Genomic DNA, 23,864 nt, shown 5'->3' on the forward strand with positions numbered 1-23,864 from the left:
CAAGGGCCCGGCAACGCGATTGCCGGGCCCTTGGTGTGTCATGGGTACGTGCACGCACAGGTGCACGCAGGTGTTCGGCGCAGGGGCGCCCTGGCTCGGGGAGCAGCGAAGACGATGGACAAGCCCAAGGTCGTCCTGGGGGTCAGCGGCGGGATCGCCGCGTACAAGGCGTGCGAGCTGCTGCGGCGGCTGAGCGAGTCCGGGCACGACGTCCGCGTGGTGCCGACGGCCTCCGCGCTGCACTTCGTGGGCGAGGCGACCTGGGCCGCGCTCTCCGGCAATCCCGCCTCGACCGAGGTCTGGGAGTCCGTGCACGAGGTTCCGCACGTCCGGATCGGCCAGGGCGCCGACCTGGTCGTGGTGGCTCCCTGTACGGCCGACATGCTGGCCAAGGCGGCCCACGGCCTCGCCGACGACCTGCTGACGAACACGCTGCTGACCGCCCGCTGTCCGGTGATCTTCGCCCCGGCGATGCACACCGAGATGTGGGAGCACCCGGCCACCCAGGAGAACGTCGCGACCCTGCGCCGCCGCGGCGCGATCGTGATCGAGCCCGCCGTGGGCCGCCTGACCGGCGTCGACACCGGCAAGGGCCGCTTCCCGGACCCCACCGAGATCTTCGAGGTCTGCCGCCGGGTGCTGGCGCGCGGCCCCGAGGCGGTCACCGCCGACCTCGCGGGCCGGCACGTCGTGGTCAGCGCCGGCGGCACCCGCGAGCCGCTGGACCCCGTCCGGTACCTGGGCAACCGCTCCTCCGGGAAGCAGGGGTACGCGCTGGCCCGTACGGCCGTGGCGCGCGGCGCCCGCGTGACGCTGGTCACGGGGGAGACCGGGCTGCCCGACCCGGCGGGCGTGGACGTGGTCCACATCGGTACGGCCGTCCAGCTGCGCGAGGCGGTGCTGAAGGCGGCGGCCGACGCGGACGCCGTGGTCATGGCGGCCGCCGTGGCCGACTTCCGCCCGGCCCACTACGCCCCCGGCAAGATCAAGAAGCGGGACGACGTGGAGCAGCCGCCGATCGAGCTGGTGCGGAATCCCGACATCCTCGCGGAAATCTCCGCGGAGCGGGCGCGTCCCGGGCAAATCGTCGTCGGGTTCGCCGCCGAGACCGACGACGTCCTGGCGAACGGCCGCAAGAAGCTGGCCCGCAAGGGCTGTGACCTGCTGGTCGTCAATGAGGTCGGGGAGCACAAGACCTTCGGCTCGGCCGAGAACGAGGCGGTCGTGCTGGCCGCCGACGGCGCCGAGATCCCCGTGCCCCACGGGCCCAAGGAAGCCCTGGCCGACACGGTCTGGGACCTGGTCGCCGAGCGAATTTCCTGATCACTCGATGAGCCCATTCCGGCCCGCTCGCCACGGCAAAAACCCTTGTGCCGGCCTGCCGTTGAGCGGTACTCCAGGGCCTGCTGGCAGGGTGTCCCTGGTCACGGCGCATCCACAGAACGAGACTGCGTGCCCGAACAGGACGCCCGACCGATAAACTGGCCGTGGATCGCGCCGAGCGCAGCTCTCGGCAGGTCCGTCAATGATCAGACAGCAGCCGCTGCAACCCCAGGGAGCGATGTGTCCCGCCGCCTGTTCACCTCGGAGTCCGTCACCGAGGGCCACCCCGACAAGATCGCTGACCAGATCAGCGACACCATCCTCGACGCCCTCCTGAAGGAGGACCCGGCCTCCCGGGTCGCCGTCGAGACGCTGATCACCACCGGCCTGGTGCACGTGGCCGGCGAGGTGACCACGAAGGCCTACGCCGACATCCCCACCCTCGTGCGGAACAAGATCCTGGAGATCGGTTACGACTCCTCCAAGAAGGGCTTCGACGGCGCTTCCTGCGGCGTCTCCGTATCGATCGGCGCGCAGTCCCCGGACATCGCCCAGGGTGTCGACACCGCCTACGAGAAGCGGGTCGAGGGCGACGAGGACGAGCTGGACAAGCAGGGCGCCGGCGACCAGGGCCTGATGTTCGGGTACGCCTGCGACGAGACCCCGGAGCTGATGCCGCTCCCGATCAACCTCGCGCACCGCCTGTCCAAGCGCCTGTCCGAGGTGCGCAAGAACGGGACCATCCCGTACCTCCGCCCCGACGGCAAGACCCAGGTCACCATCGAGTACGACGGTCACAAGGCGGTCCGCCTGGACACCGTGGTCGTCTCCTCGCAGCACGCCTCGGACATCGACCTGGACTCGCTGCTCGCTCCCGACATCCGCGAGTTCGTCGTCGAGCACGTCCTGAACCAGCTCATCGAGGACGGCATCAAGCTCGACACCGAGGGCTACCGCCTCCTGGTGAACCCGACCGGCCGCTTCGAGATCGGCGGCCCGATGGGTGACGCGGGCCTCACCGGCCGCAAGATCATCATCGACACCTACGGCGGCATGTCCCGCCACGGCGGCGGCGCCTTCTCCGGCAAGGACCCGTCCAAGGTCGACCGCTCCGCCGCGTACGCCATGCGTTACGTCGCGAAGAACGTCGTGGCGGCGGGCCTGGCCCAGCGCTGCGAGGTCCAGGTCGCCTACGCGATCGGCAAGGCCGAGCCGGTCGGTCTCTTCGTGGAGACCTTCGGCACCGCCACCGTCGACGTCGAGAAGATCGAGCAGGCCATCGGCGAGGTCTTCGACCTCCGCCCGGCCGCGATCATCCGCGACCTCGACCTGCTCCGCCCGATCTACGCCGAGACCGCCGCGTACGGTCACTTCGGCCGCGAGCTGGATGCCTTCACCTGGGAGCGCACGGACCGCGTCGACGCCCTCCGCAAGGCCGCGGGCCTCTAAGCCCCCGTTCTTCCTGCCTCCGGGCCCGTACCACTGCGGTGGTACGGGCCCGGAGGCGTTTCCGGCCCGTCCGTGCCCCGCGGGCGCTGTCAGTGCCGTCTGCTAAGACTGAGGGTGTGAGCAGCGAGAACGGGTCGGGGGCCGGGGAGCAGGGGGAGCAGCTGGCCCTGATCCGGGAGACCGTGCGGGAGGCCAAGAAGAAGGCGCCGAAGGCCAGGCCGCGGACGTGGCGCGGCGCCGAGCTGGCCAAGGACCGGCCGGTGGCCCGGGTCCTGGTGGACAAGGGCCCGGTGCATCTGGACAAGCTCTGGGACTATGCGGTGCCCGCCGCGATGGACGAGGAGGCGCAGCCCGGCGTCCGGGTCCGGGTCCGGTTCGGCGCGGGGACGAGCCGGGTGCGCGAGGGCCGGCGCGAGGGCGGCGGCCTGCTCGACGGGTACATCGTCGAGCGCATCGCCGAGTCCGACTACCGAGGCCCGCTGGCGGCCCTCGCCCAGGTCGTCTCCCCGGAGCCGGTGCTCAGCCCGCCGCTGCTGGCGCTGTGCCGCGCGGTGGCCGACCGGTATGCCGGCTCGCTCGCCGATGTACTGCAGCTGGCCATCCCGCCGCGGCACGCCAAGGCCGAGGCGGAGCGCTTCCCGGCGCCGCCGCCCCCGCCCGCGGTGCCCGCGCTCGCGAGCTGGGAGCGGTATCCCGACGGGACCGCTTTCATCGACGCGCTCGCGGGGGGCGGCTCGCCCCGCGTCGTGTGGACCGCGCTGCCGGGGCCGCACTGGCCGTGGGAGCTGGCCGCCGCGGTGGCGGCGACGCTGGCGTCGGGGCGGGGCGCGCTGGTCGTGCTGCCCGACGGGCGGTCGGCCGCCCGGGTGGACGCCGCGCTGACCGAGCTGGTGGGCCGGGGGACGCACACGCTGCTGACGGCGGACTCCGGCCCCGAGGAGCGGTACCGCCGCTGGCTGGCGATACGCCGGGGCGCGGTGCGGGCCGTCGTGGGGACGCGCGCGGCGATGTACGCACCGGTGGCCGATCTGGGGCTGGTGGCGGTGTGGGACGACGGGAATTCCAGCCACAGCGACACCAACGCGCCGTATCCGCACGCGCGGGACGTGCTGCTGCTGCGTGCGGTGCACGAGAAGGCGGCGTGCCTGATCGGTGATCTCGGGCGCACGGTCGAGGCCGCGCAGCTCGTCGAGAACGGCTGGGCGCGGTCGCTGGAAGCGGGGCGCGACCAGGTGCGCGCGGCGGCGCCGCTGGTCCGCACGATCGGGGACGCGGAGACGGCGCGCGACGAGGCCGCGCGGGCGGCGCGACTGCCCTCGCTCGCCTGGCAGACCGCGCGCGCCGGGCTGGCCCGCGGTCCGGTACTGGTCCAGGTGCCCCGGCGCGGATACGTACCGCGGCTGGCCTGCGCGCGGTGCCGCGAGCCCGCGCGCTGCCGGCACTGCGCGGGGCCGCTGGAGGCGCCGGACCAGGACAGCGCGCTGTGCTGCGGCTGGTGCGGTACGGCTGCGCCGGACTGGCACTGCACGGAGTGCGGGCACGCGCGGCTGCGGGCCCAGGTCGTGGGCGCGCGGCGGACGGCGGAGGAGCTGGGGCGGGCGTTCCCCGGGGTGCCGGTGCGGACGTCGGGCCGGGACCATGTGCTGGACACCGTCCCCGACCGGCCGGCGATCGTCGTCTCCACGCCCGGCGCGGAGCCGGTCGCGACGGGCGGCTATGCGGCGGCGCTGCTGCTGGACGGCTGGGCCCTGCTGAACCGCCCCGATCTGCGGGCCGGTGAGGAGGCGCTGCGGCGCTGGCTGGGCGCGGGGGCGCTGGTGCGCGGCGCGGAGGACGGGGGCGTCGTCGTGGTGACGGGGGAGCCGACGCTGCGGCCGGTGCAGGCGCTGGTGCGGTGGGATCCCGTGGGGCACGCGGTACGGGAGCTCGCGGAGCGGGCGGAGCTGGGGTTTCCGCCGGTGTCGCGGATGGCTTCGGTGGCGGGGCGTCCCGAGGACGTCGCGGAGCTGGTGCGGGGGGCGGCTTTGCCGCCGTCGGCCGAGGTGTTGGGGCCGGTCCCCGTACCGGCCCCCGCCGCGGGACGCCCGCGGCGGGCGGGGGAGCCGCCGGTGGGCGAGGAGTGGGAGCGGGTGCTTGTCCGGGTGCCGCCGGGGGAGGGGGCGGCGATGGCCGCCGCGCTGAAGGCGGCTTGGGCTGCGCGGATGGTGAAGAGGGAGGGTTCCGCAGTGCGGGTTCGGGTCGATCCGCTGGACCTTGGATAGCCAGCGGTTCTGTCCGTCGGGGTGCGCCCCGTCGACGGTGTCCTCAAACGCCGGACGGGCTGGGTGCGTTTCGGCGCGGTGACGGACCTCCGCGGGTGGGTGTTCGGACTGCTTCGCTTTACGTCCGAACACCCACCCGCTGCGGCCCGCCCCCTCCCGTAGTGGGGGAGGGAAGGGGTGCGTGGGGGCTGGTGTCCGTAGCCTGTCGGCGGGGCTGCGGAGGGTCAGCCGTTGCGCGGACCCGGGAAAGCGCCGGCTCGGGGGTCCTTCTGGGTCGGCATCGTGCGGGCGGCGGGGACGGAGGGGGTGGGCGGCAGCGCCGGCGCTACGGAGACCGGGCGCGAGGTGGTGGCTTCGGGGACGCGGGGGGTGTCCTGGCCGTCGGCGGGGGGCTGGGCGGCGGCGCGGCGGGCGCCGTACCGGCGGTGGACCGCCTGCTTGGTGACGCCGAGTGCCGAACCCACCGCGTCCCACGAGAAGCCGAGCGAACGGTCGAAGTCGACCGCGGCCGTGACGAGCGTCTCGACGCTGTCCCGCAGCTCCTGGGCGAGGCGCACCGTGGGTGCCGGGGCGCGTCCGTACACGACGAAGCCCGTGGAGGGGCCGGAGCGCCGCGGTCGGTAGACGTTGCCGAGCTGTGCGGTGAGCGTGCGCAGTGCGTCCACCTGCCGGCGGACCCGCTCGATGTCCCGCACCAGTAGATGGAGACTGGCGCGTGCCTGGGCGTCGTGGGTTGCGTGGTCGGCCATGAACAAGCCTCTCGAACCGGCGTTGATGCGGAAGAAGACACATTTCGTGGACCGGGTCAGCGGTCCGCTGTGGTCAATGTCGTTTGACCAACGCGACAGCGCCGGGTGGGGTCACGGTATGGGGGCGTACGAGCTTCCAGCTGGGGCGCGCGGTAACCCGTACGCCCCCGGTGCTGACGCCCCATAGACTGGTGCGCCGTTCCGCAGCGCTGAGAGGTAGTACGCCACCCATGAGGCTCGTCTTCGCCGGCACCCCCGAGGTCGCCCTGCCCGCCCTTGACGCCCTGATCGCGTCGGACCGGCACGAGGTGGTGGCCGTCGTGACCAGGCCGGACGCCCCGGCCGGGCGCGGCCGCCGGCTCGTCGCCAGCCCGGTCGCGCAGCGCGCCGAGGAGGCCGGCATCGAGGTGCTCAAGCCCGCCCGGCCGCGGGACGAGGACTTCCAGGCCCGGCTGCGCGAGATCGCGCCCGACTGCTGCCCGGTCGTGGCGTACGGCGCGCTGCTCCCGAAGTCCGCGCTGGAGATTCCCGCGCACGGGTGGGTGAACCTGCACTTCTCCCTGCTGCCCGCGTGGCGCGGCGCGGCGCCCGTCCAGCACGCGGTGCTGGCGGGTGACGAGGTGACCGGCGCGTCGACGTTCCGGATCGAGGAGGGGCTGGACTCGGGGCCGGTCTACGGCGTGCTGACCGAGGACGTCCGGCCGACGGACACCAGTGGCGACCTGCTGACCCGGCTGGCGTTCGCCGGGGCCGGGCTGCTGGCCGCGACCATGGACGGCATCGAGGACGGCACGCTGAACGCGGTGCCGCAGCCGGCCGAGGGCATCACGCTCGCGCCGAAGATCGAGGTCGAGGACGCGAAGATCGACTGGTCGGCGCCCGCGCTGCGGGTGGACCGGGTGGTCCGCGGCTGCGCACCCGCGCCGGGCGCGTGGACGCTCTTCCGGGACGAGCGGCTGAAGGTGATGTCGGTGGCGCTGGTGCCCGACCGTACGGACCTGGAGCTGGCGCCCGGCGAGATCGCGGCCACGAAGAAGGCCGTCTTCGTGGGGACCGGCAGTCACCCCGTCCAGCTGCAGTGGGTGCAGCCGCAGGGCAAGAAGCCGATGGCCGCGGCTGACTGGGCGCGCGGCGTGCGGATCGCGGCCGGGGAGCGGCTCGGGGACTGAGCCCCGGCCGTCATTGTTCAAGTTTGATTAGTGCGACGTCCGGGTATTGGGCCGGTGTCACTAGTCAAACTTGTCTAATGAGGAGTCCGCATGGCTGAGTACGTGGTGCCCCAAGCCGCCGGGTACAGCCCGACCGAGCAGGACCGCCGGGAGCTGGCGGAGTGGTTCACGCGGTACGACGCGTTGAGTGCGGAGGTCGATGCCGAGGGGATGGCGGAGATGGCCGTGTTTCCGCTCAACGTCGTCAGTGACGACTCCGCGGGGAACGGCTGGGCCGGGCAGTGGAGCCGGGCGGAGTTCGTCCGGACGATGCGTGAGGTGATGGGCGGGGGCGAGGAGGTGTCGTTCGAGTCGACGCGGACGCCTCATTTCCTGAGTGCGTCGCTCGCCGTGGTGTTCACCGACGCCGTGTTCACCGCCGGCGGGCAGGCGCAGGCGGTGCGGTACGCGGACGTGCTGGTGAAGCGGGACGGGGCGTGGGCGTTCCAGACCATGATCCAGGGCGGCTGGGGCGACCTGCTGCGGCGGTAGGCTGGGGGGATTCGTCCTCGTCAGCAGCGGAGCACCTTTCTCGTGAACGACCAGCCTCGTCGTCGTCCCGGCAGCAAGCCCCACCGGAGGCCGAAGAAGGACCCCGTACGCGTCCTCGCGTTCGAGGCCCTGCGCGCGGTCGACGAGCGGGACGCGTACGCGAACCTCGTCCTGCCGCCGTTGCTGCGCAAGGCGCGGGAGGCCGGGAACTTCGACGGGCGGGACGCCGCGCTGGCGACCGAGCTGGTCTACGGGACGCTGCGCCGGCAGGGCACGTACGACGAGATCATCGCGGCGTGCGTCGACCGGCCGCTGCGCGAGGTCGATCCGCCGGTGCTGGACGTGCTGAGCCTGGGCGCGCATCAGCTGTTGGGCACGCGCATCCCGACGCACGCCGCGGTCAGCGCGAGCGTCGAGCTGGCGCGGGTGGTGCTCGGTGACGGGCGGGCGAAGTTCGTCAACGCCGTGCTGCGGAAGATCGCGGCGAATGACCTGGACGGCTGGCTGGAGCGGGTCGCGCCGCCGTACGACGAGGACCCGGAAGACCACTTGGGGGTCGTGCACTCGCACCCGCGGTGGGTCGTCTCGGCGCTGTGGGACGCGCTGGGCGGCGGCCGGGCCGGGATCGAGGACCTGCTGGAGGCGGACAACGAGCGGCCCGAGGTGACGCTGGTCGCCCGGCCCGGCCGGTCCACCCCGGAGGAGCTGCTCGCCGCGGTCGGTGAGGAGAACGGACTGCCCGGTCGCTGGTCGCCGTACGCGGTGCGGCTCACCGAGGGCGGCGAGCCGGGCGCGCTGGACGCCGTGCGCGAGGGGCGCGCGGGCGTACAGGACGAGGGCAGCCAGCTGGTCGCCGTCGCGCTCGCCAACGCGCCTGTCGAGGGGGCCGACCGGCGCTGGCTGGACGCGTGTGCCGGGCCCGGCGGCAAGGCGGCGCTGCTCGGCGCGCTGGCGGCCGATCGCGGTGCCGCGCTGCTCGCCGCGGAGAAGCAGCCGCACCGCGCGCGGCTGGTCGCGCGGGCGCTGGCGGGCAACCCCGGGCCGTACGAGGTGATCGCCGCCGACGGTACGCGTCCGGTCTGGCGCCCCGGCTCCTTCGACCGCGTCCTGGTGGACGTGCCCTGCACGGGTCTGGGTGCGCTGCGCCGCCGTCCGGAGGCGCGCTGGCGCCGCCGCCCCGAGGACCTGGACGGCTTCGCGCCGCTCCAGCGCGACCTGCTGCGGCAGGCGCTGAAGGCCGTACGGGTCGGCGGGGTCGTCGGGTACGCGACCTGCTCGCCGCACCTGGCGGAGACCCGCGCCGTCGTCGACGACGTGCTCAAGGGGCGGGACGAGGGCGTGGCCGCGGAGTTCGTCGACGCACGCCCGCTGATGTCCGGCGTCCCCGCCCTCGGCGACGGTCCGGACGTCCAGCTCTGGCCGCATCTGCACGGCACGGACGCGATGTACCTGGCGCTGCTGCGCCGCACGGCGTGAGGACGCGGCGGGTGGGTTAGGGGACGCTCTGGGTTCTAACTGCGGGAGCTTCCCCGCCTTGCTGGACAGGGTGCGGTCGATGATCGGGTACAGAGTGTTCCCGTTGAAGTATTGACCGGGTGGGTGGCCCGTCGTACGTTGTTGGCCTGCCGGCGGAGATCCGCCGGCCTCTCTCCCCTTGCCGCTGCGGAGTGCCCCATGAGTTCGCGTCCCACCCCGAAGACCGAAGCGGGCCGCGGCGGCCGTCCCAAAGACCCCGAGCTGGACGGCAAGGTCCTGGACGCCGCGGCCGGGCTCCTCGAAGAGCTGGGCTATCTGGAGCTGACGATCGAGAAGGTCGCGGCCCGGGCCGGCGTCACCCGTAAGACGGTCTACCACCGCTGGGCGAACAAATCCGCGCTCGTCGGCGAGCTGCTCATCCGCAACGCCGAGGTGGAGCACATCCCCGACCTCGGGGACACCCGCGCCGAGATGCGGGAGCTCTTCGCGCAGATCGTGCGGGACGTGGGGGAGAGCCGCGGCAGGCTGCTGTCCTCCCTGTGGGCGACCATCGGCGACCCGGCCGTGCTGCACCGCTTCCGTACCGAAGTACTGGGCCCCCGGCGGCAGTTCGCGCGCGCCGCGGTCCAGCGCGGGGTGGCCCGCGGCGATCTGCCGGCGGACATCGACGTGGACCTGCTGATCGACATGTGGTCGGGCACGGTGATGTTCCGTACCGAAGTCCGCTCGGACGCGCTGCTCGCCTCCCAGGCCGAGGCCATGGTCGACCTCGCGCTGTCCGGGGCCGTGCCGCGCCTGCCGAAGCCGGAAACCGCTCCTTAATCCCGCCCAATCCCGCTCAATCCCGCGAAGCCCCTCTCCCGGTACGCCTCCGTGGCGGGCCGTCGCTCCGGCCTGCCCGCAAGCGCGTACCGCCCCCTCCTGAACCGAGGTTTCTGTCATGAACAGAACAGTCAGACCCGTACGGCAGGGCCGCCCCCTCGGGCCCCGCGCCATGCTCGCGTCCATGGCGCTCGTCGAGGTCGCCAGCGGCGCCACCCAGCAGTACCTGCCGCCGATCCTGCCCGGACTGGGCGCGCAGGCCGGCTTCGGCACCGCACAGCAGAACTGGATCATCGTGGTGCAGATGGCGAGCTGCGCCGTGCTCACCCCGGTCCTCTCCCGGCTCGGCGACGGCTTCGGCTACCGGCGGCTCCTCCGCGCCTCGATCCTCATGGTCGTACTCGGCTCGCTGGTCATGGCGCTGCGTCCCACGCTCCCCTTCCTGACCCTCGGCGCGGCCCTGCAGGGCGGCGTAGTCGGCTTCATGCCGCTGATGATCGGCGTACTCCGCCACCAGCAGGGCGAGGCCGCCTCCCGGCGCGGCATCGGCGTGCTGGTCGGCGCGCTGCTGCTGGCCGTCGGCTGCGCGGGCATCGTCTCCGGCGCGGTCGGCGCGCAGGACGCCCGGCTCGGCCTGTGGATCGGCGTGGGCGCGGGCGTACTGGGGCTGGTCGCGGGGTTCCTGCTGCCGGACGGCGCGACGCCGGCGGCCGCGGCCCGGCGGTTCGACGTACCGGGCTTCCTCCTGCTCACCGCCGGGCTGGTCGGCGTGGTGGTCGCGCTGGCACAGGGCGCCGCCTGGGGCTGGACCTCGGCCGCGACCGTGGGCTGCGGGCTGGTGGGGATCGTGGCGCTGGCCGGCTGGTGGGCGCTGGAACTGCGGGTGGCACAGCCGCTCGTCGACGTACGGATGTTCCGCAACCCCAGAGTCGCCGTGCTGAGCGTGGTGACCTTCTGCGTCTCGGCGGCCACGATCGGGTCGATCGCCGTCAACGCGACGTTCCTCGGCGCCTCGCCGCAGGCAGCGGGCTACGGCATCGGACTGAACGCGACCGCCATCGGCTGGGCGCTGCTCCCGATGACGCTCGCCAGCGTGGCCACCTCGGCGCTCTGCCCGGCGCTGCTGCGGCAGCTGGGGGAGCGCGTCACCGTGTCGGCGGCCGGTGTCACCACACTCCTCGGCTTCGGGTTCCTGCTCGTACTCCACACCAGCCTGGCCCACTACCTGATCGCGTCCCTGTTCATCGGTGCCGCGCTGGGGCTCTTCGAGTCCGCCACCCGCACCCTGACCGTCGAGGCCGTCGCCCCGGAGGAGACCGCGACTGCGGCCGGCGTCAACGAACTCGTACTGTCGCTGGGCTCCGCCGTCGGGTCCGCCCTGCTCGGCGCCGCGCTCGCCGCGCACGCCACCGCCGACGGCCGGATCGCCCTCGGCGGCTACACCACCGGCTGGGCGCTGTGCGGCGCCGCCGGTCTCGCCGCCGCGCTGGCCGTCCTGAAGCTGCGCCCCGCCGCGTCCTCCGCCCCGCACGCCACCGCCCCCGAAGGAGCACACCAGTGAAGCCCACCGCCCACCACCGCACCGTGCGCGACGCCGCCGAGTCCTGGCGGGAGGAACTGCTCGGCCTCAGCCACCGGCTGCACGCCGACCCCGAGCTGTCCTTCGAGGAGCACCGGTCGGCGGCCGCGCTGGCCGGGCTCGCCGAGCGGGCCGGATTCACCGTCGAGCGCGGCGTCGCCGGACTGCCCACCGCGTTCACCGCGGTCCGCGGCGGCGGCGAGCTGGTCGTCGGCCTGTGCGCGGAGTACGACGCGCTGCCCGGGATCGGTCACGCCTGCGGCCACAACGTCAACGGCACAGCGGCGCTCGGCGCGGCCCTCGCGCTCGGCGAGGTCGCCGACGACCTCGGCATCACCGTCAAACTGCTCGGCACCCCGGCCGAGGAGGACGGCGGCGGCAAGGTGTACATGATCGAGGACGGGCTCTTCGACGACGTGGCCGTCGCGATGATGGTGCACGCGAACGACGCCGACACCGTGGGCAACGGCTCGCTGGCCATCGGCTCCTGGAACCTCACCTACACCGGACGCCCGGCGCACGCCGCCGCCGCTCCCTGGGAGGGCCGCAACGCCCTTGACGCGCTCACCGTGGCCCAGACCGGGCTCGGCCTGCTGCGCCAGCAGCTGCCCCCGGAGAGCGTCGTGCACGGCATCATCACGGACGGCGGCCAGGCCGCCAACGTCATCCCCGCCCGGACCGCCGCCCGCTACGAAGTACGCTCGCCCACCCTGGAGTCGCTGCGCGCCCTCCAGGAGCGGGTACGGGCCTGCTTCGAGGCGGGCGCGCTGGCCACCGGCACCGAGCTGCGGATGGAGCGGCACGGGCACGACTTCGCCGACCTGCGCCAGGACACGACCGTGGCCGAGCTGTACGCGGGCGCCGCCGAGGCCCTCGGGCGTACCGTCGGGCGCGCTCCGGCGCGCGCGGGCTCCACCGACATGGGCAACGTCTCGCACCTGCTGCCCACGATCCACCCGATGATCGGCTACGACACCGGCGGCGCCCGGCAGCACACACCCGAGTTCGCCGCCGCCGGCACCTCTGAGAGCGCCGACCGGGCGGTCCTGGACGGCGCCGTCGCCATGGCCTGGACGGGCGTCTCGCTGGCCGCGGACCCCGGGCAGCGCGATCGGCTGCTGGCCGCGGTGGGGCAGCGCGCCGCCGCCCGGGAGGGCGCCGCGAGCCCGCGCCCCTGACCCCCTCATGGACGTCGGCCCCGACCCGCTTATGGATGTCGGCGCCGTCACGACATACTGGTGTCATGGCCTTGATCAACCCCAGCATTCTGTCCGCCGACTTCGCCCGCCTCGCCGAGGAGGCGAAGGCCGTCGAGGGCGCGGACTGGCTCCACGTCGACGTCATGGACAACCACTTCGTGCCCAATCTGACGCTCGGCGTCCCCGTGGTGGAGTCGCTGCGGAAGGCGACCGACACCCCCCTCGACTGCCACCTGATGATCGAGGACCCGGACCGCTGGGCGCCGCAGTACGTCGAGGCCGGTGCCGGTTCCGTCACCTTCCACGCGGAGGCCGCGGCCGCGCCGGTCCGCCTCGCGCGGGAGATCCGGGCCAAGGGCGCGCGGGCCTCGATGGCGCTGAAGCCCGCCACGCCCATCGAGCAGTACGAGGACCTGCTCCCCGAGCTCGACATGCTGCTGATCATGACGGTTGAGCCGGGCTTCGGCGGGCAGGCGTTCCTGGACATCATGCTTCCGAAGATCCGCCGCACCCGCGCGCTGATCGCCAAGCACGGTCTGGAGATGTGGCTGCAGGTGGACGGCGGGGTGTCCGACAAGACGATCGAGCGCTGCGCCGAGGCGGGCGCCGACGTCTTCGTCGCGGGCTCCGCGGTGTACGGCGCCGAGGACCCGGCGAAGGCCGTCCGCGCGCTGCGGGACAAGGCCGACGCCGCGACCGCGGCGGCCGGCTGGGGCTGCGCGCACTGACGCGGCCGGGCCGCGCGGACGCGCGGCCACCACCCGGGGCGGCGGGGGTTGACCTCGTGGCCACGCAGCGTTCATCGCGGGCCGAAGGGTCATGGCCCACGGCGACCTCGGGTTTCTGGAAGGATGAGCGCAGAGTCGATCAGGTGCGCAGTAGGGGAGATTTTCGTGGTTGCCAGCCGCCCACATTCCGGGATGGGCCCCGCCGAGCTGGTGCAGGCTGCGGCCATGGCCCGCCGGTTCTATCTCGAGGGCAAATCCAAGATCCAGATCGCCGAGGAGTTCGGCGTCAGCCGCTTCAAGGTCGCGCGGGTGCTGGAGACCGCACTGGAGCGTGACCTCGTACGTATCGAGATCCGCGTCCCGGCCGAGCTGGACGCCGAGCGCTCGGACGCGCTGCGGGCCCGCTACGGCCTGCGGCACGCCGTGGTCGTGGAGTCGGCCGCCGACTCCGACGACGCGCCGGACCCGGAGAACCTCGGCGACGTCGCCGCCGACCTGCTCGGCGAGCTGGTGGCCGAGGGCGACGTGCTCGGCATCGCCTGGGGCCGCTCGACGATCCACATGGCGTCGGCGCTGCACCGGCTGCCGCCGTGCACGGTGGTTCAGCTGACCGGTGTGTACGACGCGGGGACCGCCGACAGCGGCTCGGTGGAGGCGGTCCGCCGCGCCGCCGATGTCTCCGGCGGCGAGGCCCACCCCATTTACGCGCCGATGCTGCTGCCGGATTCGGCCACAGCCGCGGCGCTGCGGGGCCAGACGGGTATCGCGCGGGCGTTCGATTACTTCGACAAGGTCACCGTCGCGTGCGTCTCCATCGGCTCCTGGGCGCCGGGCATCTCGACGGTGTACGACATGCTCTCGGAGGACGAGCGCGAGCACTACGCCTCGCTCGGCGCCGCCGCGGAGATGTCCGCGCACCTCTTCGACGCCGAGGGCCGGCGCATCGGCCGTGACCTGGGGGAGCGCTGCATCACGGTCGAGGCCGACCGGCTGCGCCGCATCCCCGAGGTGATCGCCATCGCGGGCGGCCAGCGCAAGGCCCACGCGATCGGCGCGGTCCTGAAGTCCGGCCTGGTCACGAGCCTGGTCACGGATACCGCCGCCGCCGATCACCTCCTCCTGGAGTCCGCTCCGGGCCCGCGGCCGGCACTGGACCGCGAGGACCCGGACTCCTGAGCCTGCTGGAGTAACCGCCCCACAGGGCGTGCACCGTACGGAGGCCGTTCGCCCGGCGCGCCGGCCGGGGCTGTGACAGCATCGCGGCATGCCAGATTCACCCGGAGTCCCCGGCCAGGCGGGTGCCGGCCGGCGTACCGGCGCCCCCGGCCCCGCGCCGGACGGCGTGCCCAGGCCGCTGGCCGCGGTGCTCGACGGGCGGACGCCGCCCGGCGTACTGTCCTGGCCCGCGGGCCGCCCCGTGCAGGACGCGCTGGACGCCGCGCTGACCGCGGGCTGGCAGGGCACCGTGCTCGACCTCGAAGGGGCCGCCGACAAGGCGGAGTTCATGACGCGCGCCGCGGAGGCGCTGCGGCTGCCGTCCTGGTTCGGGCGGAACTGGGACGCGCTCGCCGACTGCCTCGGCGACCTGTCCTGGTGGCCGGCGGCGCACGGCGGCCGGCTGCTGGTCGTACGGGCCTGGCAGGGCTATGCCGCGGCGGAGCCGGAGGAGTGGCGGGTGGCCGAGTCGGTCCTCGCCGACGCGGTGGCGCACTGGCGCGACACGGACACCGGACTGGCCGTGCTGCTGACCCGCGACGCGGGCGGCACGGCACGGGCCCACCGGTAGCAGCCCGTCCTACAGCACCCGCTCGAAGCACCAGGAGGCCGCGAGGCCCGCGTACGTCCCGAAGTTCGGAATGCGGGCGTATCCCGAGCGCGTGTAGAAGCGGACCGCGGCGGGTTGCCGGTCGCCCGTCTCCAGCCGGAGCCGGGTCCAGCCCCGGTCGCGCGCCCACTCCTCCAGGGCCCGCAGCACGGCGGCCGCGGCGCCCGAGCCGCGCCGGTCCGGCAGCACGTACATCCGCTTGACCTCGCCGATTCCGTCGCCGAGGTCGCGCAGGCCGCCGCAGCCCACCGGTATGCCGTCGTCCTCGTACGCCACGAAGAACGCGGTGATGTCCGCCGCCGAGGGCGGGACCCCGGGCTCGCTGTCCGGGGTCCCGTAGATCTCCGCGATCTCGGTCCGCTGCTGTGCCCGCAGGACGGCGGCGTCCGGGTCGTCCCAGGCCACCTGTTCGATCTTCATGGCCGGGATTCTGCCGAGGTCCCGTTTCGGGCGGGTAACGCGGTGGACCGGCACCGGAGCTCCGGCCCCGGCCGGACCCGGAGCCGGTACGCGGGGCGTCAGTCGTCCAGGCGGTCCTGCAGCACCGAGCCGCCGAAGTCCTCGTCGTCCGTGCCCCACAGGGCATGGTCGCCGTCGGGCAGCAGGGCGACCGCCTCGATCTTGCGGTTGTCCCCCGTCGTGTAGCGGCGAACCTCTTCCGGCTTGCGCAGCTTCAGCGACGGCCGGCCCTTGTCGACCGTGAGCCGGCCCGCCGTGAACACCGCGGAGCTGAACGGCCCCGAGTTCTTGTTCGGGTCCTGGGCCGAGGAGAGCACCACGGTCCCGTCCCGCGCGATCTTCAGGTCGCTGATGTGCCGCACCTCGTCCTGCGTCGGCCACGGCGCGCGGAACGCCACCGGGGCGCTGACCTGTCCGAAGGCCTTGTCCGCAGCGGCCGCGGCCGGGTCGAAGGCGGCGGTCCGCACCTGGGAGGCGGTGCCGTTGCTGCCGCGGGTGGCCCAGACCGCCACGTACTTCTTGGTGGCGCGGTCCCGGTGGAGGGCGAACGCCTCGTAGTTCTGCGTGTGGTCGCCCGCGTACTTCTCGGTGCCCGGCAGCGGCGCCGACCAGCGGACCGTCGCCGTACCGCCGCTCACCGCCACGTCGTACACCGTCGGGCGGAACTTTCCGCTGTCGCCGCTGCTCACGGTGGTGTACTCGCCGGGCCGGCCGGGCACGGCGTCCAGCGACTCCAGGTCCTTGGGCACCTCGCTCCCGGCCCACTTCAGGTCCCGTACGACGGGCCGATGGCCGGGCGCCAGCCGTACCGACGAGAGCCGGACCTGGCCGGCGTCCTTGTTGTCCCGGGCCACGAGCAGGTCGAGGCGGTCGCCCGCGGCCTTGGCCACGGCCATCCCGCTGACGCCGCCGGTCATCCCGTCGCCGACCTTCTGCCAGGCCGGGGCGTGGGAGGCGGAGTGGTCCGTGCCGTCCGCGAAGGCGACGGTGGCGGCGACGGACGCGAGGCACACGCCGGCGACACCCGACGCGAGGAGTGCTTTTCTGATCATCACTGCACGTTAAGGGAGTCCCCCGCTCCGGAAACCCTCCCTGTGCACGGCGTTTACCTCGACCGGCGCAATTTCGGGGGAAAACACAGCCGGCGCGTGCGCCGCTCGGGTGATGACACAGAACCTGGCCGTTCGGCGCCCGAAGCTCGTCATTCCGGTGCCGGATCAGCGATGATGTACTAGGAGCTTGATGCCTGATCCGCTGTTGGCCGATCCATATCCGGCCGCCGGACCGGTGCTGACTCCCCGCCCGCTACCCAAGCAAAACCGCAGGTGAGAGAGTTAGCATGCGATTTCTGAACGATTCGAAGCCGCCGTACGACCTGACGTACGACGACGTGTTCATGGTGCCGAACCGCTCCGCGGTCGGCTCCCGGCAGGCCGTGGATCTCGCCACGCCGGACGGCACGGGCACCACCATCCCGCTGGTCGTGGCGAACATGACCGCGATCGCCGGGCGCCGGATGGCCGAGACGGTCGCCCGCCGCGGCGGTCTCGTCGTCATCCCGCAGGACATCCCGATCGACGTCGTCACCGATGTCGTCAGCTGGGTCAAGCGGCGCCACCTCGTCCTCGACACCCCGATCGTGCTGTCGCCGATCGCGACCGTCGCCGACGCGCTGTCCCTGCTGCCCAAGCGGGCGCACGGCGCGGGCATCGTCGTCGAGGGCGGCCGCCCCATCGGCATCGTCACCGAGCACGATCTGACCGGCGTGGACCGCTTCACCCAGGTCGCCGAGGTCATGTCCCGGGACCCGCTCGTCCTGGACGCCGACATCGACCCGCGCGAGGCGTTCAACCGGCTCGACGCCGCCAACCGCAAGCTCGCCCCCGCGGTCGGCAAGGACGGCCAGCTGGTCGGCATCCTCACCCGCAAGGGCGCCCTGCGCGCGACCCTCTACACCCCGGCGACCGACGCCGACGGCAAGCTGCGCATCGCCGCCGCCGTCGGCATCAACGGCGACGTGGCGGGCAAGGCCAAGGCGCTGCTGGCCGCGGGCGTGGACACCCTCGTCGTGGACACCGCGCACGGCCACCAGGAGTCCATGATCAGCGCGGTCAAGGCGGTCCGGGCGCTGGGCCCGCAGGTCCCGATCGTGGCGGGCAACATCGTCGCCGCCGACGGCGTGCGCGACCTCATCGAGGCCGGCGCGGACATCATCAAGGTCGGCGTCGGTCCGGGCGCCATGTGCACCACCCGCATGATGACCGGCGTGGGCCGCCCGCAGTTCTCCGCCGTCATGGAGTGCGCCGCCGAGGCCAAGAAGTACGGCAAGCACGTCTGGGCGGACGGCGGCGTGCGGCACCCGCGCGACGTCGCCATGGCGCTGGCCGCCGGCGCGTCCAACGTCATGATCGGCTCGTGGTTCGCCGGTACGTACGAGTCGCCCGGCGACCTCCAGCAGACCGCCGACGGCCGGCTCTACAAGGAGAGCTTCGGCATGGCCTCGGCGCGTGCGGTGCGCAACCGCACGAGCGAGGAGTCGGCGTACGACCGGGCCCGCAAGGGCCTCTTCGAGGAGGGCATCTCCACCTCCCGGATGTTCATCGACCCGGCCCGCCCCGGCGTCGAGGACGTGATCGACTCGATCATCGCGGGCGTGCGCTCCTCCTGCACCTACGCGGGCGCCTCGAACCTCACCGAGTTCGCCGAGAAGGCCGTCGTCGGCGTGCAGAGCGCGGCCGGCTACGCCGAGGGCAAGCCGCTGCACAACAGCTGGTAGCCGACGCGCCTCGTCAGCAGCCGGCGAGCCTCGTCGCTCGTCACGGGCCCGGTCCCGCGCGCACGCCGCGCGGGGCCGGGCCCGTGCGCGTTTCCGGGGCGCCCGCAGCGGTCCGTCCCGTCGCGGCAGCGTCCCGTCCCGGTGGCGGAGGCGCGTGAGATCGCTTACTTCCGCTTCCGCCCGCCCGTCCGGCCGAAATGCCCCTCCTTCGATTCCATGGCCTCAACACGCCGCAGTCGCGCAACAAATGGCCGCCGTCGCCGTTCGTGCGCAAGGATCATGCGCCGATACGCAAAGAACCCGCATTACGGCAGGTCACACGCGGGCCTTAAGGTCAGGCAAGTTAGTTACGTGGAGTGGCGGGGACCGTCCGCTCGGCGGGTCCCCGTGCGGGTTGCTTCATGCTGCCCGCGTGCGGGCCGCCATGGTCACCGCCGCCGGAACGGCAGCGATAAAGGAGCCACCCCAGTGTTGGACCACGGCGCAGCCCCTCCCTCCGAGGGCAGCGACCCCCAGCCGCAGCAGCCTCCGTCCCGCCCCGGGCCGCTCGGAACGCTGATGCGGCGCAAGCCCGTCGAACGCCTGGTCGCCGAGGGCGGCCAGGGAGAGGGCGGCACCCTGCGCCGCTCCCTGGGCATGTGGCAGCTGACGATGATCAGTATCGGCGCCACCCTCGGCACCGGCATCTTCGTCGTGCTGGGCGAGGCGGTGCCGGACGCGGGCCCCGCGGTCGTCATCTCCTTCGTGATCGCCGGCATCACCGCGCTCTTCTCGGCGCTGTCCTACGCCGAGCTGGCCGGCACCATCCCGGTCTCCGGCTCCTCGTACTCCTACGCCTACGCCACGCTCGGCGAGCTGGTCGCCTGGATCTGCGGCTGGTGTCTGATCCTGGAGTATGGCGTGTCCGTGGCCGCGGTCGCGGTGGGCTGGGGGCAGTACCTCAACGAGCTGCTGTCCGGCACGTTCGGCTTCACCATCCCCGAGGCGATCGCCGCGCCGCCCGGTGACGGCGGCATCTTCAACCTGCCCGCGCTGCTGGTCGTGCTGCTCGCGATGGCCTTCCTGCTGGGCGGCGCGAAGGAGAGCGCCCGCGCCAACACGATCATGGTCGCGGTGAAGATCGCCGCGCTGCTGCTCTTCTGCGGCGTCGCCTTCCAGGGCATCCGCGCCGGGAACTACGCCCCCTTCATGCCGCTGGGCATGGCGGGCGTCAGCGCCGCCGGCGCCACCCTCTTCTTCTCCTACATCGGCTTCGACGCCGCCTCCACGGCCGGCGAGGAGGCCAAGAACCCGCAGCGCGACCTGCCGCGCGCCATCATGCTCTCGCTGGTGATCGTCACGGCGCTGTACTGCCTGGTCGCGGCCATCGCCGTGGGCGCGCTGCCCTGGCAGAAGTTCGACGGCGCCGAGGCCGCGCTCGCCGGGATCATGAAGAACGTCACCGGCCAGAGCTTCTGGGCCGTGCTGCTCGCGGCCGGCGCCGTGGTCGCCATCGCCAGCGTCGTGCTGACCGTGCTCTACGGCCAGACCCGCATCCTCTTCGCGATGTCCCGCGACGGCCTGGTGCCCAAGGTCTTCTCCAAGGTCCACCCGAAGACCGGCGCGCCCCGCGCCAACACCGTCATCGTCTCGCTCTTCTGCGGCATCCTGGCCGCCGCCGTGCCGCTCGGCCAGCTCGCCGACGCCACCAGCATCGGCACGCTCTTCGCGTTCGCGCTGGTCAACATCGCGGTCATCGTGCTGCGCAAGACCCGCCCCGAGATGCCGCGCAGCTTCCGCACGCCGCTGTCGCCGCTCTTCCCCGTGATCGGCTTCCTGCTCTGCATCTGGATGATGGGCAGCCTCGACGCCGTCACCTGGGTGGTCTTCGGAGTCTGGATGGCGGCCGGTCTCGTGTTCTACTTCGCTTACGGCATGCGCCGCTCCCGATTGGCCACCGCAGAGAAGTGAACCACCCTCCGTGCGACTGAACGACCTCGACGAACGCATCGTCCACGCCCTGGCTGAGGACGCCCGCCGCTCCTACGCCGACATCGGTCAGGAGGTCGGGCTCTCGGCCCCGGCCGTCAAACGCCGGGTGGACCGGCTGCGCACCGAGGGCGCCATCACCGGGTTCACCGTACGGGTGGACCCGGCGGCGCTCGGCTGGGAGACCGAAGGCTTCGTCGAGCTGTACTGCCGTCGCAACACCTCGCCCGAGGCCATCCACCGTGGCCTCTCGCGCTATCCCGAAGTGGCGTCCGCCTCCACCGTGACCGGTGAGGCGGACGCCATCGTCCAGGTCTTCGCCGCCGACATGCGGCACTTCGAGCGAGTACTGGAACGCATCGCCGGCGAGCACTTCGTCGAGCGGACCAAGTCCGTCCTGGTGCTCTCGCCCCTCCTGCGGCGCTTCTCCTCCGGCTCCCCGGTCTGAGCGCTCGACCGCCTGAGAGCCCGTGTCCGAGCACTTTGAGTGCGGCGCCGCGGTGAGCGCGCGGCAGGGACGCAACGAATCGCCGCGAGCGGCCCATAAGGCGCAACGAATCGGTACGTGGAGCGCAATGGTGCAGCCTTGTACCACTTGCTCCCCGGACCGTACCGTCTAGACGTCTTCCGGAAGACGTTCCTGAGAGCCGTCGTCCGACGACAGGCGCTCTTGAAAGGCGTCGTCCGAACGTCCGTACGCATCACCCGAGGGGTCCCATGTCTTCGCTGCGCACCGCCCTGCTTCAGAGTTCGGGACGGCCCGGAGATGTGGCGTACAACCTCAAGGCGCTGGAGCGGGCCGCCGCCGACGCGGCGGCGGCCGGCGCCGGACTGCTGGCCTGCCCGGAGCTGTACCTGACCGGCTACGCCATCGGCTCCGGCGTCTCCCGGCTCGCCGAGCCGGCCGACGGCGAGAGCGCCGACGAGATCGCGCGGATCGCCGCCGAGCACGGCATCGCCGTCCTGTACGGCTACCCGGAGCGCGACGGCGACACCGTCTACAACTCCGCGCAGCTCATCGGCCCCGACGGCACGCGGCTCGCGAACTACCGCAAGACGCACCTCTTCGGCTGCTTCGAGCAGGAGTGGTTCACCCCCGGCGACGAGCCCGTCGTCCAGACCGAGCTGAACGGCGTCCGGATCGGCCTGCTGATCTGCTACGACGTGGAATTCCCGGAGAACGTCCGGGCCCACGCGCTGGCCGGCACCGACTTCCTGGTCGTGCCCACTGCCCAGATGCATCCGTACCAGTTCGTCGCGGAGTCGATGATCCCGGTCCGCGCCTTCGAGAGCCAGCTGTACGTGGCGTACGTCAACCGCGTCGGCCAGGAGGAGGAGTTCGAGTTCGTCGGGCTCTCCACGCTGGCCGGTCCCGACGGAGTCGTGCGCGCCCGCGCCGGCCGCGGCGAGGAAGTGGTGTACGGGGACGTCGACCCCGGCTTCCTCGCGGCCTCCCGCGAGGCGAACACCTACCTGAAGGACCGCCGCCCCGGGCTGTACGGCTCGCTGAGCTGACCTCGGCGGCGCCCCCGTCGCACCCCCGTCGCACCCCCGTTGCACCCCTGGCCGTCCCGGCCCGTCCCTGGCCGCCCCGCCCTGGCCCCGCCTGCCCCTTTCCCCGCGTTTTGCGCTGTTTTGCAAGGAGTCTCGCCCCCATGACGTCCACGGTGCCCACCGCTGTCCAGCACACCGACGCGCAGCCGCCGATCACCATGTTCGGACCGGACTTCCCCTTCGCGTACGACGACTTCCTCGCCCACCCGGCGGGCCTGGGCCAGATACCCGCGACCGAGCACGGCACCGAGGTCGCGGTCATCGGCGGCGGCCTCTCCGGCATCGTCACCGCCTACGAGCTGATGAAGATGGGCCTCAAGCCCGTCGTCTACGAGGCGGATCAGATCGGCGGCCGGCTGCGCACCGTCGGCTTCGAGGGCTGCGACTCCTCGCTCACCGCCGAGATGGGCGCCATGCGCTTCCCGCCGTCCTCCACGGCGCTGCAGCACTACATCGACCTGGTCGGCCTCACGACCAAGCCGTTCCCCAACCCGCTCGCGCCCGACACCCCCTCCACCGTCGTCGACCTCAAGGGCGAGTCGCACTACGCCCGCACCGTGGACGACCTGCCGGAGGTCTACCACCAGGTCATGAACGCCTGGAACGCCTGCCTGGAGGAGGGCGCGGACTTCTCCGACATGAACCGCGCCCTCCGCGAGCGCGACGTCCCGCGGATCCGCGAGATCTGGGCGAAGCTCGTCGAGAAGCTCGACAACCAGACCTTCTACGGCTTCCTCTGCGACTCCAGCGCCTTCAAGTCCTTCCGGCACCGGGAGATCTTCGGCCAGGTCGGCTTCGGCACCGGCGGCTGGGACACCGACTTCCCCAACTCCATCCTGGAGATCCTCCGCGTCGTCTACACCGAGGCCGACGACCACCACCGCGGCATCGTCGGCGGCAGCCAGCAGCTCCCGCTGCGGCTGTGGGAGCGTGAGCCGGCGAAGATCGTGCACTGGGCCCAGGGCACGTCCCTCTCCTCGCTGCACGACGGCGCGCCGCGCCCGGCCGTGACCCGGCTGAACCGCACCGCCGGCAACCGGATCACCGTCACCGACGCCTCCGGCGACATCCGCACCTACCAGGCGGCCGTCTTCACCGCGCAGTCCTGGATGCTGTTGTCAAAGATCGAGTGCGACGACGCGCTGTTCCCCATCGACCACTGGACGGCGATGGAGCGTACTCACTACATGGAGTCCTCCAAGCTCTTCGTGCCGGTCGACCGGCCCTTCTGGCTGGACAAGGACGAGGACACCGGGCGGGACGTCATGTCGATGACGCTCACCGACCGGATGACCCGCGGCACCTACCTCCTCGACAACGGGCCCGACGAGCCCGCGGTCATCTGCCTCTCCTACACCTGGTGCGACGACAGCCTGAAGTGGCTGCCGCTGGACGCCAACGAGCGCATGGAGGTCATGCTGAAGTCGCTCTCGGAGATCTATCCGAAGGTCGACATCCGCAAGCACATCATCGGCAACCCCGTGACCGTGTCCTGGGAGAACGAGCCCTACTTCATGGGCGCGTTCAAGGCCAACCTGCCGGGGCACTACCGCTACCAGCGCCGGCTGTTCACGCACTTCATGCAGGACCTCCTTCCTGAGGACAAGCGCGGCCTCTTCCTCGCCGGTGACGACATCTCCTGGACCGCCGGCTGGGCCGAGGGCGCCGTGCAGACCGCGCTGAACGCGGTGTGGGGCGTGATGCACCACTTCGGCGGCGGCACGGACACCACCAACCCCGGCCCCGGCGACCTGTACGACGAGATCGCCCCGGTCGAACTGCCGGAGGACTGACCGCCCACCCCGGCCGACCGACGGAGGCCTGACCGCCCTCCCGGCCGGCCGACGGCGGACCGGCCGTCGGCGAACCGGCCGTCGGTGGACCGGCCGCCGTTGAACCGGCCGGGGGCCCGGACTCGGGGACGGGGGGAGTCGCGCGGCGGCTCCCCCCGCAGGCTCAGTGGCCCATCCGCTGACCGCCCGTCCGCCGACCGCCC

The 23,864-nt window shown here is 72.7% G+C and carries 20 protein-coding genes; 17 read left to right on the forward strand and 3 right to left on the reverse strand.

Features of this window, described 5'->3' with window-relative positions:
* The first annotated feature begins 114 nt into the window (after positions 1-114).
* The 3 genes from coaBC (at position 115) to ABT381_RS13755 (ending at position 5,033) form a co-directional block, all read left to right on the forward strand.
* Positions 115-1,323 (forward strand): bifunctional phosphopantothenoylcysteine decarboxylase/phosphopantothenate--cysteine ligase CoaBC, encoded by a 1,209-nt coding sequence (gene coaBC / locus ABT381_RS13745; RefSeq protein WP_351592561.1) that lies wholly within the window; start codon positions 115-117, stop codon positions 1,321-1,323.
* A gap of 240 nt (positions 1,324-1,563) precedes the next feature.
* Positions 1,564-2,772 carry a methionine adenosyltransferase gene (gene metK, locus ABT381_RS13750; RefSeq protein ID WP_351592564.1) on the forward strand — a complete coding sequence of 403 codons (1,209 nt, stop codon included), beginning with the start codon at positions 1,564-1,566 and terminating at the stop codon, positions 2,770-2,772.
* 116 nt (positions 2,773-2,888) lie between these two features.
* The gene (locus ABT381_RS13755) at positions 2,889-5,033 is read left to right on the forward strand and encodes a primosomal protein N' (RefSeq protein WP_351592567.1); all 2,145 of its coding nucleotides are present in this window, start codon (positions 2,889-2,891) and stop codon (positions 5,031-5,033) included.
* A 224-nt stretch (positions 5,034-5,257) separates the two neighbouring features.
* Here the strand turns inward: ABT381_RS13755 and ABT381_RS13760 are convergent, their stop codons facing one another.
* Complete coding sequence (locus tag ABT381_RS13760; RefSeq protein WP_351592569.1) at positions 5,258-5,782, reverse strand: hypothetical protein; 525 nt, start codon at positions 5,780-5,782, stop codon at positions 5,258-5,260.
* 230 nt (positions 5,783-6,012) lie between these two features.
* On the opposite strand from ABT381_RS13760, the gene fmt reads away from it, so the two are divergent.
* From fmt to ABT381_RS13805, 9 genes are all read left to right on the forward strand, one after another.
* Positions 6,013-6,951, forward strand: a complete 939-nt coding sequence (gene fmt / locus ABT381_RS13765; protein WP_351592571.1) for a methionyl-tRNA formyltransferase — start codon at positions 6,013-6,015, stop codon at positions 6,949-6,951.
* A 90-nt stretch (positions 6,952-7,041) separates the two neighbouring features.
* Positions 7,042-7,482 carry a nuclear transport factor 2 family protein gene (locus tag ABT381_RS13770; RefSeq protein WP_351592573.1) on the forward strand — a complete coding sequence of 147 codons (441 nt, stop codon included), beginning with the start codon at positions 7,042-7,044 and terminating at the stop codon, positions 7,480-7,482.
* Positions 7,483-7,524: 42 nt separating this feature from the next.
* Complete coding sequence (locus ABT381_RS13775) at positions 7,525-8,958, forward strand: RsmB/NOP family class I SAM-dependent RNA methyltransferase (RefSeq protein ID WP_351592576.1); 1,434 nt, start codon at positions 7,525-7,527, stop codon at positions 8,956-8,958.
* Between the two features lie 198 nt (positions 8,959-9,156).
* Entirely contained in the window at positions 9,157-9,780 is a 624-nt protein-coding gene (locus ABT381_RS13780; RefSeq protein ID WP_351592579.1) for a TetR/AcrR family transcriptional regulator, read from the forward strand.
* A gap of 118 nt (positions 9,781-9,898) precedes the next feature.
* On the forward strand, positions 9,899-11,341 hold the full coding sequence (locus tag ABT381_RS13785; RefSeq protein WP_351592582.1) for an MFS transporter: 1,443 nt from the start codon (positions 9,899-9,901) through the stop codon (positions 11,339-11,341).
* Positions 11,338-12,537, forward strand: coding sequence for a M20 family metallopeptidase (locus tag ABT381_RS13790; protein WP_351592585.1), 1,200 nt, complete (start codon positions 11,338-11,340; stop codon positions 12,535-12,537). The genes ABT381_RS13785 and ABT381_RS13790 overlap by 4 nt, the downstream gene beginning before the upstream one ends.
* 65 nt (positions 12,538-12,602) lie before the next feature.
* The gene (rpe, locus tag ABT381_RS13795; protein WP_351592588.1) at positions 12,603-13,286 is read left to right on the forward strand and encodes a ribulose-phosphate 3-epimerase; all 684 of its coding nucleotides are present in this window, start codon (positions 12,603-12,605) and stop codon (positions 13,284-13,286) included.
* Positions 13,287-13,478: 192 nt separating this feature from the next.
* Positions 13,479-14,462, forward strand: a complete 984-nt coding sequence (locus ABT381_RS13800; protein ID WP_351592630.1) for a sugar-binding transcriptional regulator — start codon at positions 13,479-13,481, stop codon at positions 14,460-14,462.
* 166 nt (positions 14,463-14,628) lie between these two features.
* Positions 14,629-15,072 (forward strand): barstar family protein, encoded by a 444-nt coding sequence (locus ABT381_RS13805; RefSeq protein WP_351592631.1) that lies wholly within the window; start codon positions 14,629-14,631, stop codon positions 15,070-15,072.
* A 9-nt stretch (positions 15,073-15,081) separates the two neighbouring features.
* Here the strand turns inward: ABT381_RS13805 and ABT381_RS13810 are convergent, their stop codons facing one another.
* Positions 15,082-15,531: a GNAT family N-acetyltransferase gene (locus ABT381_RS13810; RefSeq protein ID WP_351592591.1), complete on the reverse strand. Its 450-nt coding sequence runs from the start codon at positions 15,529-15,531 to the stop codon at positions 15,082-15,084.
* Between the two features lie 98 nt (positions 15,532-15,629).
* Entirely contained in the window at positions 15,630-16,622 is a 993-nt protein-coding gene (locus ABT381_RS13815) for a hypothetical protein (protein ID WP_351592594.1), read from the reverse strand.
* 287 nt (positions 16,623-16,909) lie between these two features.
* Between ABT381_RS13815 and ABT381_RS13820 the strand changes: the two genes are divergently transcribed.
* The 5 genes from ABT381_RS13820 (at position 16,910) to ABT381_RS13840 (ending at position 23,661) form a co-directional block, all read left to right on the forward strand.
* On the forward strand, positions 16,910-18,346 hold the full coding sequence (locus tag ABT381_RS13820; RefSeq protein WP_351592597.1) for a GuaB1 family IMP dehydrogenase-related protein: 1,437 nt from the start codon (positions 16,910-16,912) through the stop codon (positions 18,344-18,346).
* Positions 18,347-18,814: 468 nt separating this feature from the next.
* Positions 18,815-20,296 carry an amino acid permease gene (locus ABT381_RS13825; RefSeq protein ID WP_351592600.1) on the forward strand — a complete coding sequence of 494 codons (1,482 nt, stop codon included), beginning with the start codon at positions 18,815-18,817 and terminating at the stop codon, positions 20,294-20,296.
* Between the two features lie 10 nt (positions 20,297-20,306).
* The gene (locus ABT381_RS13830; RefSeq protein WP_351592603.1) at positions 20,307-20,762 is read left to right on the forward strand and encodes an Lrp/AsnC family transcriptional regulator; all 456 of its coding nucleotides are present in this window, start codon (positions 20,307-20,309) and stop codon (positions 20,760-20,762) included.
* 269 nt (positions 20,763-21,031) lie between these two features.
* Positions 21,032-21,829: a carbon-nitrogen hydrolase family protein gene (locus tag ABT381_RS13835; RefSeq protein ID WP_351592606.1), complete on the forward strand. Its 798-nt coding sequence runs from the start codon at positions 21,032-21,034 to the stop codon at positions 21,827-21,829.
* 140 nt (positions 21,830-21,969) lie between these two features.
* Positions 21,970-23,661 (forward strand): flavin monoamine oxidase family protein, encoded by a 1,692-nt coding sequence (locus ABT381_RS13840; RefSeq protein WP_351592609.1) that lies wholly within the window; start codon positions 21,970-21,972, stop codon positions 23,659-23,661.
* Positions 23,662-23,864 lie beyond the last annotated feature (203 nt).

Source organism: Streptomyces sp. NPDC000151 (genome assembly GCF_040301705.1).
Taxonomy (GTDB): domain Bacteria; phylum Actinomycetota; class Actinomycetes; order Streptomycetales; family Streptomycetaceae; genus Streptomyces.